Below are 15093 nucleotides of genomic sequence, written 5' to 3'. Positions count from 1 at the left end.
TGCGCGATCTTGCGGTTGGTGCCCCCTCGGCGGGCGTTGTGCCCGTTTCGCCGGGGCCGGAAGTGCAAGATCGCGGGGAGCCAGGGTGGGGGGTGGGGGTGGGGGTGGTCATGAGGTGCTCACCAGGAGGGCCGTGTTGGCGCCGCCGAAGGCGGCGTTGAGGGTCAGGGCGTGTGCGGTACGCGCGGGGCGGGGGGCGTCGCGGATGACGTCCAGCGGGCACCGCGGGTCGCAGCCGAGCCAGCCGGCGGTGACCGGCAGCTTGCCGTGCCGCAGGGCCAGCACGGTGACCAGCAGTTCCAGCAGCCCGGACGCCTCCAGCGCGTGCCCGTGCACCGACTTGGTGGAGCTGACCGGCAGCCGGCCGGCGTCCGCGCCGAACACCCGGGTCAGCGCCGCCGCCTCGGAGGCGTCGCTGAACGGGGTGCCGGTGGCGTTGGCGTTGACGTAGCCGACCGCGTCCGGGGGCAGCCCGCCCCGGCGCAGCGCCGCCTCGACCGCCCGGGCCAGCCCGGTCCCGTCCGGATGCGGCTGGCACGGGTGGTACGCGTCCCCCGCCCGGCCCCACCCGGCCACCGTCGCGAGCGTCTCGGCGTCCCGCCGGGCCGCGGCGCCCGCCGACTCCAGCACCACCGCGGCCACCCCGTCGCCGAGCAGCAGCCCCGTGCGGCCGGCGCTGAACGGCCGGACCGCGCCGTCGGCGGCGAGCGCCCGGCCGGCGTCGAAGAGCGCGTACTGGTCGGGTTCGACCAGGTAGCCGGCCGCGACCACGACCCGGTCCAGGTCGCCGCGGCGGATCAGCGCGGCCGCGTCGGCGACCGCGGTGCTGGCCGAGACGCAGGCGGTGGTGTAGACCCGGGTGGGCCCGCCGAGCCCGCAGCGGGCGGCCAGGTGACCGGCGAGCGCCGGCACCGTCGGCTCGTCCCGCCCCTGGGGTACGGGCAGCGAGTGCGGCCCGCCGTGGGTGGCCAGGAACAGGGCGCACCCGGCCCGGTCGGCCCGGCCCAGCCCGGCGGCCCGGGCGGCGGCGTCGATCGCGTCGGTGAGTTCGGCGGCGAGCGTGCCGACCTCCGGCAGGGTGGCCGCCACGGTGACCCGGCGGCCGGCGGTGTCGAAGCGGCGCACCGGCCCGAACGCCGGGGTGCCGGAGAGCACCCCGGACAGCAGCGCGTCGGCGCCCCTGCCGAGGGCGCTGAGCGCGTGCGTGCCGGTGATCCGTACGGTCTCCCGCTCAGCCATCTGCGGGAGCGGTCAGCGAGCTGCGGAACACCGCCAACGCGTCGTCGACGGTGCGGATGCCGGCGAGCTGGTCGTCGCTCAGCTCCAGCCGGCGGTCGTAGCGCTGCTCGACGAGGTGGACCAGCCAGGCCAGCTCCATGGAGCCGATCCGGTCGGGCACCCGGTCGACGGGTTTCGCGGTCAGTTCGGCGAGCATGCTCACCAGGTCAGCTCGCCCCAGGTCGGGCCGACCGGACATCAGGAGTCGTCGCCGTCGGCGGCCGCGCGGTCGGCGACCATGGTGGTGAACTCGCCGACCGTCATCAGGGCCAGCTTCTCCGACTCGTCGTCGGCGAACTTCAGGCCGTAGCGGTCCTCGACCCGGACCGCGAGGTCGGCCAGGGCCAGCGACTCCAGGTCGACGCCGGACGGGCCCAGGGTGGTGTCGTCGTCGAGGTCCTCGACGTCGTAGTTCATGTCGGCCAGCTGCTCGATGACGAAGGTGCGGACCTCGTCGCGCATGGGGTTAACCTCTTTCCGTGAACCAGCTACCGGTGCCCGGTCGGGACACCGTGTACGTGTGGACCGGCCGTGCCACCGGCGACCAGCGGGAGCTGACGCGGCGGTTGCTCAGGCGCGCGGGTGGCGCGTTGCTCGGCCGGCCCGAGGCGGGGATCGGGGTGGACCGGGGGCCCGGCGGGCGCCCGGAGGTGCGCGCCGACGACGGGCGGACGCTGCCGGTCAGCGTCAGCCACATCGACGGGGTGGTCGTGGTGGCCGCCCGGGCGGCCGGCCCGGTCGGGGTGGACGTGGAGCGGCGCCGTCCGCTGCCCGCCACGTCCCTGGCCCGCCGCTGGTACGCCCCGGACGAGGCGGACTGGCTGGCGGCCCGTGACGAGACCGGGCGGGAGCTGGACTTCCTGCGCCTGTGGACGGCGAAGGAGGCGGTCGGTAAGGCGCTCGGTCGGGGGCTGCGTGGCGGTGGGCTGCGCCGCCGGATGCCGCCCCCGCAGGGCGGCGGCGAGCTGTGGCCGGTCCCCGGGTGTCCGGACGCGCGCGTCGGTCATCCCGCCGGCGGGGGCGAGCTGGTGCTCGCGGTCGCGGTGCTCGGCGCCGCCGGGCCGGTCGGGGTCGTGCTCGCCTAGCGGGCCGGTCACGACGCCGCCTCGCGCAGGGTCGGCACCGCGCGGACCAGCTTTCCGGTGGTGGTGCGGGGCAGTTGTTCGAGCAGGTGCAGCGTGCGGGGCCGCTTGAACCCGGCCAGCCGCTCGGCGAGCAGGATGTCCAGCGTCTCCTCGGTGGGTGTGCCGTCGGTCTGCACGTAGGCGCTGATCCCGTCGTCCCAGACCACCACGGCGGCGGTGACGCCGGGCAGCCCGGCCACGGTGGCCTCCACCTCGGTGAGGTCGACCTTGAGGCCGCCGACCGACACCTGCGAGTCGAGCCGCCCCCGCACGGTGACCAGCCCGGTCCCGGGGTCGACCGCGCCGGCGTCGCGGGTGTGCAGCCAGCCGTCGGCCCAGCGGGTCGGGTCGGCGAGCCCGACGTACGGGTTCGCCGGGCAGCTGACCCACAGCTCGCCGTCGCGTTCCCGCACCTCGATGCCGGGGGCGGGGGCGACGGCGGGGCGGTGCGCGCCGTACAGGTCGGTGCCGATGACCCCGACCTCGGTCATCCCGTACATGTTGCCCAGGGGGACGCCGTACCGGTCGGTGAAGGCCCGGGCGACCGCGGCCGGGACCAGTTCGCCGCCGGTGGTCATGCGACGCAGCTGCGGCAGCGGGCCGGTGGGCACGGTGGAGGCGAGCAGTCCGATGTGGAACGGCACGCCGAGCACGGTGGCCGGGGTGTCCTGGGCGGCGACCGCGGCGAGGATCGCGTCGCCGCCGAGCCGCTCCGGCGGGCACAGCTCGACCCCGGCGTGCAGGCCGTAGAGCAGGCCGCCGACCAGGCCGAGCACGTGCACCATGGACGGCAGCAGGATGATCCGTTCGCCGGGCAGCGCGACGCCGTCGATCCGGGTGTAGCGGCGCACCTCGGCGACCAGGTCGGCGGCGGTGCGGCCGATCACCTTGGACGGGCCGGTGGAGCCGGAGCTGAGCTGGATCACCGCGTGCGGGCTGCCGGCGGGACGGTCGGAGTAGGACGTGACGCCGGCGGTGACGTCGACGAAGACGCGCAGCGCGCCGCCGCCGGTGCGGACCGGCGCGACCACCACCTGCGGGGTGAGCCGGCGCAGGGCCCGGTCGACCTCGTGGTCGGTGAGCCGGTGGTCGAGCAGCACGGCCTGGCCGCCGGCGCGCCAGGTGGCCAGCAGGTGCGCCACGTACGTCAGGGAGGGCGGCAGGCGCAGCGCCGCGGCGCCGCCCGGGCGCAGCCCGGCCCCGGTCAGCCGGGCCTGCGCCTCGCCGACGAGGCGGCGCAGCGTGCCCTTGTCGACCGGCTCCGGCAGGCGGAGACACACGTCGGAGTCGCGGCCGGTGAACAGGATGTCGTCCACCCAGTCCACCGTCGTCGACGCGGGATCGTCCGCCACGGGATGTGCACTCACGACCGGCCACCGCCCAGCCTCGATGTGGGCTGATCCGCCCACCGGGTACGTCTTTCGGGGTGCTGACGGAACCCTACGGCGGCCCTTCTCGGCATCGCCAGATGCAAATGGCTAGATCCAAAACAGCGGCTGGTGGATTGCCCAGGATCGATCGGACAGGCAGGATCGGACGCACGCCGGCAAGGTAGCCCGCCGGCCGCCCGACGCTGTGCTGCGCGCAGTGCGTCGCGGTCCGGCCGATGGCTACGCTCGGGGCATGTTCCGTGTGGCCCGGCACAACGACTTCGCGCAGATCGTCCGCCTCTACCGGCAGTTGAACCCCGACGACCCGCACCTGACCGACGGCTCCGACGCGCAGGCCTTCGCGCGGATCCTGGCCACCGCGGGACTGTACCTGTTCGTGCTCGAGCTGGACGGGGCCGTCGTCGCCACCACGTACCTCAACGTGATCCCGAACATCAGCCGATCGGCGTCCCCCTACGCGGTCATCGAGAACGTCGTCGTCGACGAGTCGCGGCGCGGCACCGGTCTGGGCAAGCGGATCATGGCCGGCACGCTCCAGGCCGCCTGGGACGCCGGTTGTTACAAGGCGATGCTCATGACCGGGTCACGCCGGCCCGCGACCCACGCCTTCTACCGGGCCTGCGGGTTCTCCGGCGACGCCAAGACGGCCTACCTGGCGGCGCGGCCGTCGTGACCCGGCACACCGGAGCGGGCTGCCCGGTCAGCCCTCCCCGGTCGGCGGGGGCGCGGCGCCGCGCAGCACCAGCGCGCTGTTGAACCCGTCGAAGCCGCGCGCGCCGACCAGCGCGATCCGGCTGCGCGGCCGGCGGGGCTCGCGCAGGAAGGTCAGCTCGCACCCGGGCGCGGGGTCGTCCGGGCCGGCGGAGACGGGCAGCACGCCCCGCTGGAACGCCAGCAGCGCGGTGGCCGCGTCCAGCGCCGACCCGCCCTGGTGGGCCCGGCCGGTCAACGGCTTCTGCGTGGTCACCGGCGGGGTCCGGTCGCCGAACACGGTCCGCAGCGCGCTCGCCTCGGCCCGGTCGTACGCCGGCACACCGAGCGCGTCCGGCCAGATCACGTCCACGTCGTGCGGGCGGACCGCGGCCCGGTCCAGGGCCAGGCGCAGCGCCCGGGCGTAGTGGGTCGGGTCGGGTCCGGCCTCCGGGTCGGTGGGGGCGGCGTCGTGGGTGGCCGCCCAGCCGGTGATCTCCCCGTAGATCCGCGCGCCCCGACCCAGCGCATGCCCCAGCTCCTCCACCACGAACACCGCGCCGCCCTCGGCCGGCACGTACCCGCTGGCCGCGGCGTCGAACGGCCGGTACGCGCGCTCCGGGTCGGCGACGTCGCTGAGCAGCCCGGAGCGCAGTTGGCAGGCGAGCGCGTACGGGCTCAGCGGGCACTCGGTCGCCCCGGCGACGACCACCGGCGTGCCCCGGCGGATGGTGCGCACCGCGTGCGCCAGGCTGTCCAGCCCGCCGGCCGACTCGGACACGGTGACCCCGGACGGCCCCTTGAACTGGTGCCGGATCGACAGCTGCCCGACGCTGGCCGCGTAGAACCAGGCGATCGACTGGTACGCCCCGACCGTGCGGGTCGGGCCGCCCCAGAGCCGTTGCAGCTCCCGCTGCCCGAACAGGTTCCCGCCGGACGAGCTGGCCAGCGTGACCGCCCAGCCGTACGGGTCGGGTGACACCTCGGGCAGGCCGGCGTCGGCCAGCGCCAGCCGGGTGGCGGCGAAGCCGAGGTGGGTCCAGCGGTCGGTCTGCACCCGCTGCCGGGGGTCGGTGAACCCGGCCGGGTCGAAGTCGACCACCTCGCCGGCCACCCGGGTCGGGTAGCGCGCCGGGTCGAACAGCGTGATCGGGCCGGTGCGCCGGGTGCCGGCCAGCACGGTGGCCCAGTGCGCGTCCGTGCCGACGCCGCTCGGCGCGACCACGCCGATGCCGGTCACCACCGCCCGCGCCGTCATGGCAGCGCCACCGCCATCCGACGGAAGACCATCGCGGACTGGAAGCCGCCGAAGCCGCTGCCCACCGACAACGCCACGTCCACCGGCACCTCCCGGGCCTCGTTCGGCACGTAGTCCAGGTCGCACTCCGGGTCGCGGGTGGCCCAGTTGGCGGTCGGCGGAACCACGCCGTACTCGATGGCCAGCGCGCAGGCGGCCATCTCGATCGAGCCGATCGCGCCGAGCGAGTGGCCGACCATCGACTTGATCGAGCTGATCGGCACCCGGTACGCGGCCGGGCCGAGCGCCCGCTTGAACGCGGCCGTCTCGTGCCGGTCGTTCTGCCGCGTGCCGGAGCCGTGCGCGCTGACGTACGACACGGCCGAGGGGGCGAGCCGGGCCTGGCGCAGCGCATCGGTGATGGCCACCGCCATCTCGGCGCCGTCCGGACGCAGGCCGGTCATGTGGAAGCCGTTGCTGCGGCTGGCGTAGCCGGCGACCTCGCAGTAGACGTGCGCGCCCCGGCGGCGGGCGTGCTCGGCCTCCTCCAGCACCAGCACCGCCGCGCCCTCGGCGAGGACGAACCCGTGCCGGTCGGCGTCGAACGGCCGGGACGCGTGCTCCGGGTCGTCGTTGTCCGGGCTGGTCGCGCCGATCGCGTCGAACGAGGCGACGGTGACCGGGGAGATCGGCGAGTCGGCGGCCCCGGCGAGCACCACGTCGGCCTCGCCGTCAGCGACGAGCTGGTGGGCGTAGCCGATCGCGTCGATGCCGGAGGTGCAGCCGGTGGAGACCACCTGGGCCGGGCCGTGCAGCCCGTGCCGGCAGGCCACGTCGGCGGCCAGGCTGCTGGGCACCAGCGCCTGGTAGAGGTACGGCCCGCCGAGGGCGTGGTCGACCAGCCAGTGCCGGCCGGAGTCGCTGACCCGGACGTACTCCTGCTCCAGGGCCATGGTGCCGCCGACGGCGGTGCCGAGCACCACGCCGGCCCGCTCCCGCTCGGCGTCGGTGAGCGTCAACCCGCTGTCCGCGAGCGCCTCGGCGGAGCAGGCGAGCGCGAACTGCACGTACCGGTCGGCGCGCTGCCGTTCGGCCAGCGTGATCCCGGCGGCGTCGGGGTCGAAGTCGCACTCGGCGGCGATCTGCGAGCGGAACGGCGACGGGTCGAAGAAGCTGATCCGTCGGGTGGCGGTCCGCCCCTCGGTGATGGTCTTCCAGAAGCGGTCCCGGGTGGCGCCGCCGGGCGCGACCACGCCGACGCCGGTGACCACGGTGCGCCGGCCGGTCACGACGGCTCCCGCGGTGGTGGGGCGGCGCTCTCGGTGTCGACGTGGCCGAGTTCCGGTCGGGGCGCGAGCGGCCCCAGGTGGAAGACCACCTCGGCGGGCTCGTCGCCGGTGTTGCGCAGCCGGTGCCGCACGTACTTCGGCACGTAGAGCGCCTCCCCGGCGGCCAGCGGCACCTCGACGTCGTCCAGGTCGACGGTGATCGCGCCGCGCGCCACGTAGAGGAACTCCTCGCTGTACGGGTGGTAGTGCTCGGCGATCCGCTCCCCCGGCGCGAGCGCGGCCACGCCCATGAAGCCGGAGGTGCTGCCGACGGTCTTCGGGCCGAGCAGCACCCGCAGCTCCCCGCCGCGACGGCGGTCGGCGGACACGTCGTGGACGGAGACCCGGGCGGTGGTGATGTCGGTCATCGCGCGCCTCCCGTGTGCGCCCGCTCGATCCGCTCCTTGATCACGGCGAGCTGGACCTTGCTGTTGGTGTTGATCCGGTTGGTCATGCCGGCGTTGTCGACCGGCGCGGTGGGCTTCATCGCGAAGTCCTGCACCCAGGTCATCCGGGTGCCGCCGTCGACCTCCTCGTACCGCCAGTGGATGCGCATGTACTCGAACGGCCCGGTCTCGACGCGGCGGGCGTGCACCTGCCGGGTCGCCGGGTCGGCGGTGCGCTCGCTGACCCAGCTCCACGCCACGCCGTTGGAGTCCGGGTGCATGGTGAGCCGGAAGCGGACCGTGTCCCCCTCCGCGTGCAGGATCTCCACCAGCGCGTACTCGGTGAACAGCTCGGTCCACCGGGCCACGTCGTTGGTGATGTCCCAGACCAGCGGCAGCGGCGCGTCGATGTCGATCGCGTTCTCGGTGTGCCCGGGCGGGTCCGCCCTGCGGGCCACCAGGTCGGCGACGCCGGCGATGCTGAGCTGGCCGGCCTGTTCGGGGATCTTCACCCGCCACCGGTCGGCCACGACCGCGGAGAGTTCGAGCAGCGCCAGGGAGTCCATGCCCAGCTCCTCCAGGCTCGCGGCCGGGGTGCTGGCGGCGGCGTCGGGGTCCAGGCCGCAGTGCGTCACCAGGATGTCGGTGATCTCGCTGGCGAGCGGGCGGTCGGGGGCGACGGTCATCGGTTCCTCCAGGTGGTCGGGCCGGCGGCGGGCGCGGCGGGAACGGGGGTACGGCCGGCCGGGTCGGTCTCGGCGCGCGGGTCGGGCACCGCCGAGCGCAACCTCGGTAGGGCGGCGTCGGCCGCGGCGCCGTGGGCGGGCGGGGCGCCGTGGGCGGGCGGGGCGCCGTCGGCGTCCCCCGGCGGGGAGATGTCGGCGATCTCGACGGGCCCGGCGCCGCCGGTGTTCTCGGCGGGCGGGGCGAGCAGGCGTTCGACCAGGCCGGTGGTGTGCCGGGCGGTCCGGAACGCGGGATCGCGCAGCACCCGCCGGGCGAACGGGATGGTCGTGCGCACCCCCGGGCCGGCCACGTCGAACTCGGCCAGCGCCCGGTCGAGCCGGTCCAGCGCGGCGTCCCGGTCGGGTGCCCAGACCGCCACCTTGGCCAGCAGCGAGTCGTAGTGCGGGCTGACCAGGTAGCCGACGTGGCCGTGCGTGTCGACCCGGGTGAACGGGCCGCCCGGCGGCCGGAACCGCTCCAGCCGGCCGGGTGCGGGCGCGAAGTCGCGGTCCGGGTCCTCCACGTTGACCCGGCACTCGATCGCCACCCCGTGTGGCCGCACGTCGGACTGTCGCAGGCGCAACGGCGTGCCGGCGGCCACGTGCAACTGTTCCTGGACCAGGTCGACGCCGGTGATCATCTCTGTCACCGGATGCTCCACCTGGATCCGACAGTTGATCTCCAGGAAGTGGGCCCGTTCCGCCTCGTCCACCAGGAACTCGACCGTGCCGGCACCGGTGAAGCCGACCGACAGCGCGCCGCGCAGGGCGACCTCGGCGAGCGTGTCCAGGGTGGCCGGTCGCAGCGCGGGCGCGGGCGCCTCCTCGATGAGCTTCTGGTGCCGGCGCTGCACCGAGCAGTCCCGGGTGCCCAGGTGGACGCCGTTGCCGTGCGCGTCGCAGAGCACCTGCACCTCCACGTGCCGGGCGTCGGCGAGGTACCGCTCGACGTACACCCGGTCGTCGCCGAACGCGACCTGCGCGGCGGCGCGGGTGCGGGCGTACGCGCGGGGCAGCTCGGCGGCCGTGCGCACCACCGTCATCCCGCGCCCGCCCCCGCCGGCGGCGGCCTTCACGATGACCGGGTAGCCGACCTCGGCGGCCACCTCCTGGGCCTCGGCGGCGGTCGGCAGCGTCCGCACGCTGCCCGGCGGCAGCGGCAGGCCGGCGCCGCTCATCAACGCGCGGGCGGTGGACTTGTCCGCCAGCGCGGCCATCACCTGTGGCGGCGGGCCGATGAAGACCAGCCCGTTCTCGGCGCAGATCTCGGCGAAGTCGGCGTCCTCGGAGAGGAAGCCGTAGCCGGGGTGGACGGCCTGCGCGCCGGTCTGCCGGGCGGCCTCCACGATCGCGGCGGCGTTGAGGTAGCTGCGCCGGCTGGCCGCCGGCCCGATCCGTACCGCCTCGTCGGCCAGCCGCACCGGCAGCGAGTCGGCGTCGGCGCTGGAGTGCACCACCACCGTCCGTACGCCCATCTCCCGGCAGGCGCGCAGCACCCGCAACGCGATCTCGCCGCGGTTGGCGATCAGCACCTTGTCGAACATCAGGCGTCCCGTCCGGTGATCGGGTCCAGGGCGATCAGCGGCTGGTCGTACTCGACGGGCTTGCCGTCCTCCACCAGCACCTCGGCCACCCGTCCGGCCTGGCCGGCGGTCACCTCGTTCATCAGCTTCATGGCCTCGACGATGCCGATCACCTGGCCCGGCCGGACCAGGTCGCCGACCGCGACGAACGGCATCGCCCCGGGCTCGGGGGCGCGGTAGAACGTGCCGACCACCGGGGCCCGTACCGTCGCCCGGTCGGTCGCCGGCGCCGCCTGCGCGGCCGGTTCCCCGGGCGGCGCGGCGGGGTCGGCGCCCGTCCTCGGCGGCGGCACCGGATCGTGCCACTCGACCTCCAGCAGCGCCTCGCCGCTGCGCAGCCGCACCCGGCGCACCGGCCCGTCGAGGTCGGCGACCAGCTTGCGGGCCTGCCGGCGCAGCCCGTCCAACACCTGCTCGGGTCCGGCGTCCGCCATCACGCCACCTCCGCCCGGCCGTCGACCGGCGGGGTCGCCGTGGAGCGGGCCGCGCCGAAGCGGCGGAAGCGCTGCCGGCGGCGGCGTACCAGCGTGGCCGGGGGCACCGAGAGCAGCGGGGCGAGGTTCGCCGCGACCGCCCGGCCGAGCAGCTCCGCCGCGCCCACCGGGTCGCCGTGCGCGGCCGGGTACGGCTCGGGCACCAGCTCGTCGACCACGCCGAGGCGGCACAGGTCGGCGCCGGTGAGGCGCAGCGCCCGGGCGGCCTGCGGCGCGGCGGAGCTGTCCGGCCAGAGGATCGCGGCGCAGCCCTCCGGGCTGATCACCGAGTAGACGGCGTGCTCCAGCATGAGCACCCGGTCGGCGACCGCGAGCGCCAGCGCGCCGCCGCTGCCGCCCTCTCCGGTGACCACCGCGACCACCGGGGTGGGCAGGACGCTCAGCGCGAGGATGTTCTCCGCGATCGCCGCCGCCTGGCCCTGCTGCTCGGCGGTCACCCCCGGGTCGGCGCCCGGCGTGTCCACCAGCGTCACCACGGGCAGCCGGAGCCGGGCCGCCAGGCGCGCCAGCCGCAACGCCTTGCGGTGCCCGGCCGGGCTGGCCATGCCGAAGTTGCGCGCCACCAGCTCGGCGGTGGTGTGTCCCTTCTGGTGGCCGATCACCATCACCGGCCGCCCGTCCAGGCGGGCGATGCCGCCGACGATCGCCGGGCAGTCCGCGCCGAGCCGGTCGCCGTGCAGCTCGACGAACCCGTCGAACGCGGTCTCCAGGTAGTCGAGGGTGGTCGGCCGGCCCGGGTGCCGGGCCACGCGTACCGTCTCCCAGGCGTCGCGGGGCGCCGAGGCGGCCGGACGCGGCGGCGGCGCCGGCGCGGGCCGGTGCGCCGGCGGTCGCCGGCCGGCGTCGGCGGCGGCGAGCAGCGCGGTCAGGCGTCCCCGCAGCGCGTGCCGGGGCACCACCATGTCGACCTGGCCGTGGCGCAGCAGGTACTCCGCGGTCTGGAAGCCCTCGGGCAACGCGGCGCCCGTCACCTGGCGGATCACCCGCGGACCGGCGAAACCCAACCGCGCGCCGCTCTCGGCGAGCACGACGTCGGTGTTGGTGGCGAACGAGGCGGCCACCCCGCCGTACGTGGGGTCGGTGACCACGCTGACCGTCAGCAGTCCCGCCTCGCGCAGCCCCGCGAGGGCCTGGCTGACCGTGGCCATCTGCATCAGCGACAGCGCGCCCTCCTGCATCCGCGCCCCGCCGGACGCGGTGACCAGCACCAACGGGCAGCCGTCGGCCAACGCCCGCTCGGCGGTGCGGGTGATCAGCTCGCCGACCGCGCAGCCGAGGCTGCCGCCGAGGAACCGGAAGTCCATCACCGCCAGCGCCACCGGGTGCCCGCCCAGCCGGGCGGTGCCGCAGAGCACCGCCTCGTCCAGGCCGGTGCCCGCGCGCGCCGCGCCGAGCCGGTGCGGGTACGGCACCGCGTCGACGAAGTCGATCGGGTCCACCCGTACCGCCCGGTCCGGCAGCGGGGTGAACGAGTCCGGGTCGACCAGCTGCGCCACCCGGTCCGGCGCGTCCAGCCGGGTGTGCGAGCCGCACTCCGGGCAGACGTCCAGGTTGCGGCGCAGCCGCTTGCGGTAGAGCAGCGAGGCGCAGCCGTCGCACCGCGACCAGAGCTGCTCGTCCCGGGGCGCGGTGGTGGTCACGGCCGCCGCCCGGCGGCGTCGTACCGGTGGGCCTGGTGACCCGGGGCGTCGTACCGGTAGAAGCAGTGCGCCATGGCGTCGCGCGGCGAGCGCCAGGTCGGCAGGTACGGCGAGATGTACGGCCGCAGCCGCTCGCTGATCCGGACGAACTCGGGATGCCCCCGCGCGTCCTCGACCGCGCCCTGCGCCGGCGACTCCGTCTCCAGCAGGTGGACGTAGAGGTCGTGCAGCCGGTAGAGGGAGCGGTGCCGCACGCCGACCAGGCCGGGCAGTTCGGTCGCGTCGGACTCGGCGAAGATCTCGGCGACCCGGTCCTCGGCGGTGGGCACCACCTTGGCGACGATGAGCGAACGGTCCATTCGCGGCCTCCCCTGCGTACGTCCCGGTGCGCGGCGAACCGGTCGCGCCGCACGGATGGCTCACGGTGCCGCCGGGGGCGTCACCCGGGCGTCAACCAGGCACGATCAGAGCGCAATCATGGTGACGCTGCGTTGACGCAAACTGTGCGTGACCTATGGGAAGATCGAATTCCGCTTCTCGTTGGCGACACTTTTTCGCAGATCACGGGCGACTTACGAGTCAGTTACGGACTGTCATCGATGTTGCGGGCCGTTGACTGAGAGTAACAGGCGTTGATATTCTTCGTCTCGGTCAGCCCGGCCGCGACGGACCTCTCCGGCCGAGGCGGAACGTTCCGACACCGGGGTCGCGGGCGAGCAGAGCCGGGCAACACACAGGACGGTCGGGACGAATTGTTCCGGTGCAGGGGGGTGCGCCGTGTCCGGTGGTTCGAGGATGCCGACGGCGGGCGACCCCGCCCCCCGGGTGTCACTGCACCTGCTCGGCGGCTTCCAACTGCTGCACGACGGCGTGCCCGTGGTGGTGCCCCGGGGCCTGCAACGGGTCATCGCCCTCATCGGGCTGCGCCCCGGCGCCACCCGCAGCCACCTCGCCGGGCTGCTCTGGCCCGAGACCTCCGAGGAACGGGCGCTCTCCTCCCTGCGGACCGCCCTGTGGCGGCTGCGCCAGGACCCGTGCTGCCCGCTGCGCACCGACGGCGACACCGTACGCCTGGGACCGACCGTGCACCTCGACGTGGACGAGCTGGTGGTGGCCGCCGCCCGGGTCCGCGACGGCGCGACCCCCCGGGGCGCCGCCGGCGCCGGCCGGCACGACCTGCTCCCCGGCTGGTACGACGACTGGGTCCTGCTGGAACGGGAACGGCTGCGCCAGCTCCGCCTGCACATGCTGGAGGAACTGGCCGGCAACCATCTCGCCGCCGGCCGCCACGGCGAGGCCCTGGAGGCCGCGCTGGAGGCGATGGCGGCCGAGCCGCTGCGGGAGACCCCGCACCGCCTGGTCGTCCGCATCCACCTGGCCGAGGGCAACGCGTTCGAGGCGGTGCACTCCTTCTACGTCTACCGGGACCTGCTCCTGCGCGAACTGCGCCTGGAACCCTCCCCGGCGATGACGGCCCTGCTGGACGACACCCTCGCCCCGATCCGCCGGGCCAGCCGGCCGGAACCGCCGCAACGGCGGGCCGACCGCGGCCGGCCCGCCGGCCCCGCCCGCCCGCAACGCGCCGCACCACCGCCATCAATACCCAGGGGTACGCCGTGACGGCGAGGTGACAGCCGGGCCGGCACCGTGGACGCAGCAGCAGCGCGGCGAGAGGGGTCCCGATGAGTCGACTGTTGGTGGTCAGCCGGATCGTGCCCGGGTCGCAGGGCCGGGTGGCACAGATCTTCGCCGAGTCCGACGCGACCGAGCTGCCCCACCTCACCGGGATCCGGCACCGGTCCCTCTACTACCTGCACGACCTGTGCGTGCACCTGATGGAGACCGGCGACGTCGCGCCCGACCTCGCCGCCGACCTGCGCGACCACCCGCTCTACGAACGCGTCAACGAGCGGCTCTCCGCGCACACCTCGCCGTACCTGCCGACCTGGCACTCCCCCCGGGACGCCGTGGCCGGCTGCTTCTACAGCTGGGACGCCGCCGGCACCCCCACGCCCGACCGGATCCGCTGACCGGCCACGGGCGACGGACGGGGCGCCCCGGGACCCCGCACGGCACCAGGTCCCGGGGCGCCCTCCCCATCGCCGACGGCACACGCTCGGTCATCCACCGACCACCGGCCGACACGGCCGATCCCACCGTCGACGCCCGACCCCCGGCCTGCCTGTCGCCCCGTGCGCGCGTGTGCGAAGCTGCCCCGAGTTTTCTCGTGACCGTCGTGCACGCACATAGAAGGAGGTAGGCCATGCCGTCGAGCTTCGGGCAGTGGCTGGTCGTGATCCTGGCCCTGCTCATCGGACTGGTCGTCGGCTGGGTGGTGAGCGGCCGTCGGGCCGGCGCCGGCAGCTCCGCGCCCACTGTGGACGCCGCCGCCACCCCGGCCCCCGAGGTGACCGCCGTCGTCGACGAGCCCCGTCCGGCCGCGGTGGTCGACGAGACGCCGGCTCCGGCCGCCGTGACCGACCAGGCCGCGCCGACCACCACGGAGCCGGCCGCCGCCTCGGAGCCGGTGACCGCGTCGGAGCCGGTGGAAGCCGCGGAGCCCGTGACCGCCGCGGAGCCCGTGACCGCCGCGGAGCCCGTGACCGCGTCGGAGCCCGTGACCCCCGCTGCCGAGCCCGTGACCGTCGACGAGCCGGTCGCCGCGGCCGAACCGGACCGTGAGCCGGTCGGCATCAGCGCCGAGCCGTCCCCGGTCACGCCCGAGCCGGCCGCGGACTCCGCGCCCGTCGAGCCCGTGCCGGTGGGCGTCGACGCCGAACCCGCCACCACCGACCCGCGGTCGCCCGCCGTCACCGAGCCGGTCGCTGCCGAGCCGGAACCCGCCACCGTGGCCGCTGCGGAGCCGGTGGCCGGACCGACCGGATCGGACACCGCGCCGGCGGTGGTGCCGGCGCCGCGGGCCTCGACCGAGAACGATCTGTCGGACGGCGCGACGCCGGACGACTTCCGGCGTATCCAGGGCATCGGGCCGAAGCTGGCCACCGCGCTGCAGGACGCGGGCATCCGCACCTACCGCCAGCTCGCCGAGCTGGACGAGGCGGCGCTGCGGGAGACCGTGAAGGCCGCCGGGCTGCGGGCCGCGCCCGGGCTGGCCACCTGGCCGCAGCAGGCGAAGGTGCTCGCCGGCGCCCGCGCCGAGGCCGAGCAGGTCCTGCCCGCGGGCGAGTAGTCCGCACCCGTACCGGGCCGGTGGTGA

At 75.6% G+C, this 15093-nt stretch carries 17 protein-coding genes; 5 read left to right on the top strand and 12 right to left on the bottom strand.

The window, feature by feature from the left end:
* Nucleotides 1-108: 108 nt before the first annotated feature.
* From GA0070622_RS16620 to GA0070622_RS16610, 3 genes are read right to left on the bottom strand one after another with little or no spacing between them, the layout of a single operon-like run.
* On the bottom strand, nt 109-1239 hold the full coding sequence (locus tag GA0070622_RS16620; RefSeq protein ID WP_091574144.1) for a beta-ketoacyl-[acyl-carrier-protein] synthase family protein: 1131 nt from the start codon (nt 1237-1239) through the stop codon (nt 109-111).
* Nucleotides 1232-1477: a hypothetical protein gene (locus GA0070622_RS16615; protein ID WP_091574143.1), complete on the bottom strand. Its 246-nt coding sequence runs from the start codon at nt 1475-1477 to the stop codon at nt 1232-1234. Before GA0070622_RS16615 ends, GA0070622_RS16620 begins: the two co-directional genes overlap by 8 nt.
* Nucleotides 1477-1740 (bottom strand): acyl carrier protein, encoded by a 264-nt coding sequence (locus tag GA0070622_RS16610; protein ID WP_091574142.1) that lies wholly within the window; start codon nt 1738-1740, stop codon nt 1477-1479. The genes GA0070622_RS16615 and GA0070622_RS16610 overlap by 1 nt, the downstream gene beginning before the upstream one ends.
* 17 nt (nt 1741-1757) lie before the next feature.
* On the opposite strand from GA0070622_RS16610, the gene GA0070622_RS16605 reads away from it, so the two are divergent.
* Nucleotides 1758-2363, top strand: coding sequence for a 4'-phosphopantetheinyl transferase family protein (locus GA0070622_RS16605; RefSeq protein ID WP_091574141.1), 606 nt, complete (start codon nt 1758-1760; stop codon nt 2361-2363).
* An 8-nt stretch (nt 2364-2371) separates the two neighbouring features.
* Here GA0070622_RS16605 and GA0070622_RS16600 read toward each other — a convergent pair whose 3' ends face one another.
* Entirely contained in the window at nt 2372-3769 is a 1398-nt protein-coding gene (locus GA0070622_RS16600) for a class I adenylate-forming enzyme family protein (RefSeq protein ID WP_091574140.1), read from the bottom strand.
* Between the two features lie 256 nt (nt 3770-4025).
* Here GA0070622_RS16600 and GA0070622_RS16595 point away from each other — a divergent pair, with 256 nt between their 5' ends.
* A complete protein-coding gene (locus GA0070622_RS16595) occupies nt 4026-4466 on the top strand; it encodes a GNAT family N-acetyltransferase (RefSeq protein ID WP_091574139.1) in 441 nt (146 codons plus the stop codon).
* A 27-nt stretch (nt 4467-4493) separates the two neighbouring features.
* Here GA0070622_RS16595 and GA0070622_RS16590 read toward each other — a convergent pair whose 3' ends face one another.
* From GA0070622_RS16590 to GA0070622_RS16555, 8 genes are read right to left on the bottom strand one after another with little or no spacing between them, the layout of a single operon-like run.
* A complete protein-coding gene (locus tag GA0070622_RS16590) occupies nt 4494-5741 on the bottom strand; it encodes a beta-ketoacyl synthase N-terminal-like domain-containing protein (protein ID WP_091574138.1) in 1248 nt (415 codons plus the stop codon).
* Nucleotides 5738-7009, bottom strand: coding sequence for a beta-ketoacyl-[acyl-carrier-protein] synthase family protein (locus GA0070622_RS16585; protein WP_091574137.1), 1272 nt, complete (start codon nt 7007-7009; stop codon nt 5738-5740). Before GA0070622_RS16585 ends, GA0070622_RS16590 begins: the two co-directional genes overlap by 4 nt.
* Complete coding sequence (locus GA0070622_RS16580; RefSeq protein WP_091574136.1) at nt 7006-7416, bottom strand: cupin domain-containing protein; 411 nt, start codon at nt 7414-7416, stop codon at nt 7006-7008. Before GA0070622_RS16580 ends, GA0070622_RS16585 begins: the two co-directional genes overlap by 4 nt.
* Nucleotides 7413-8120, bottom strand: coding sequence for an SRPBCC family protein (locus tag GA0070622_RS16575; RefSeq protein ID WP_091574135.1), 708 nt, complete (start codon nt 8118-8120; stop codon nt 7413-7415). The genes GA0070622_RS16580 and GA0070622_RS16575 overlap by 4 nt, the downstream gene beginning before the upstream one ends.
* Nucleotides 8117-9703, bottom strand: a complete 1587-nt coding sequence (locus GA0070622_RS16570) for an acetyl-CoA carboxylase biotin carboxylase subunit (RefSeq protein ID WP_091574134.1) — start codon at nt 9701-9703, stop codon at nt 8117-8119. The genes GA0070622_RS16575 and GA0070622_RS16570 overlap by 4 nt, the downstream gene beginning before the upstream one ends.
* On the bottom strand, nt 9703-10176 hold the full coding sequence (gene accB, locus GA0070622_RS16565; RefSeq protein ID WP_091574133.1) for an acetyl-CoA carboxylase biotin carboxyl carrier protein: 474 nt from the start codon (nt 10174-10176) through the stop codon (nt 9703-9705). Before accB ends, GA0070622_RS16570 begins: the two co-directional genes overlap by 1 nt.
* Nucleotides 10176-11876: an acetyl-CoA carboxylase carboxyltransferase subunit alpha gene (locus GA0070622_RS16560; RefSeq protein WP_091574132.1), complete on the bottom strand. Its 1701-nt coding sequence runs from the start codon at nt 11874-11876 to the stop codon at nt 10176-10178. Before GA0070622_RS16560 ends, accB begins: the two co-directional genes overlap by 1 nt.
* On the bottom strand, nt 11873-12235 hold the full coding sequence (locus tag GA0070622_RS16555) for a TcmI family type II polyketide cyclase (protein ID WP_091574131.1): 363 nt from the start codon (nt 12233-12235) through the stop codon (nt 11873-11875). Before GA0070622_RS16555 ends, GA0070622_RS16560 begins: the two co-directional genes overlap by 4 nt.
* Nucleotides 12236-12671: 436 nt before the next feature.
* Here GA0070622_RS16555 and GA0070622_RS16550 point away from each other — a divergent pair, with 436 nt between their 5' ends.
* The 3 genes from GA0070622_RS16550 (at nt 12672) to GA0070622_RS16540 (ending at nt 15066) form a co-directional block, all read left to right on the top strand.
* Nucleotides 12672-13496 carry an AfsR/SARP family transcriptional regulator gene (locus GA0070622_RS16550; protein WP_369700177.1) on the top strand — a complete coding sequence of 275 codons (825 nt, stop codon included), beginning with the start codon at nt 12672-12674 and terminating at the stop codon, nt 13494-13496.
* A gap of 62 nt (nt 13497-13558) precedes the next feature.
* A complete protein-coding gene (locus GA0070622_RS16545; RefSeq protein ID WP_091574129.1) occupies nt 13559-13906 on the top strand; it encodes a TcmI family type II polyketide cyclase in 348 nt (115 codons plus the stop codon).
* A gap of 233 nt (nt 13907-14139) precedes the next feature.
* A complete protein-coding gene (locus GA0070622_RS16540) occupies nt 14140-15066 on the top strand; it encodes a helix-hairpin-helix domain-containing protein (RefSeq protein WP_091574128.1) in 927 nt (308 codons plus the stop codon).
* The last annotated feature ends 27 nt before the right edge of the window (nt 15067-15093 follow it).

The organism is Micromonospora sediminicola, from assembly GCF_900089585.1.
GTDB lineage: Bacteria > Actinomycetota > Actinomycetes > Mycobacteriales > Micromonosporaceae > Micromonospora > Micromonospora sediminicola.
Note: the sequence above shows the minus strand (reverse complement) of the source record. Positions and strands in the feature narration are given on the sequence as shown.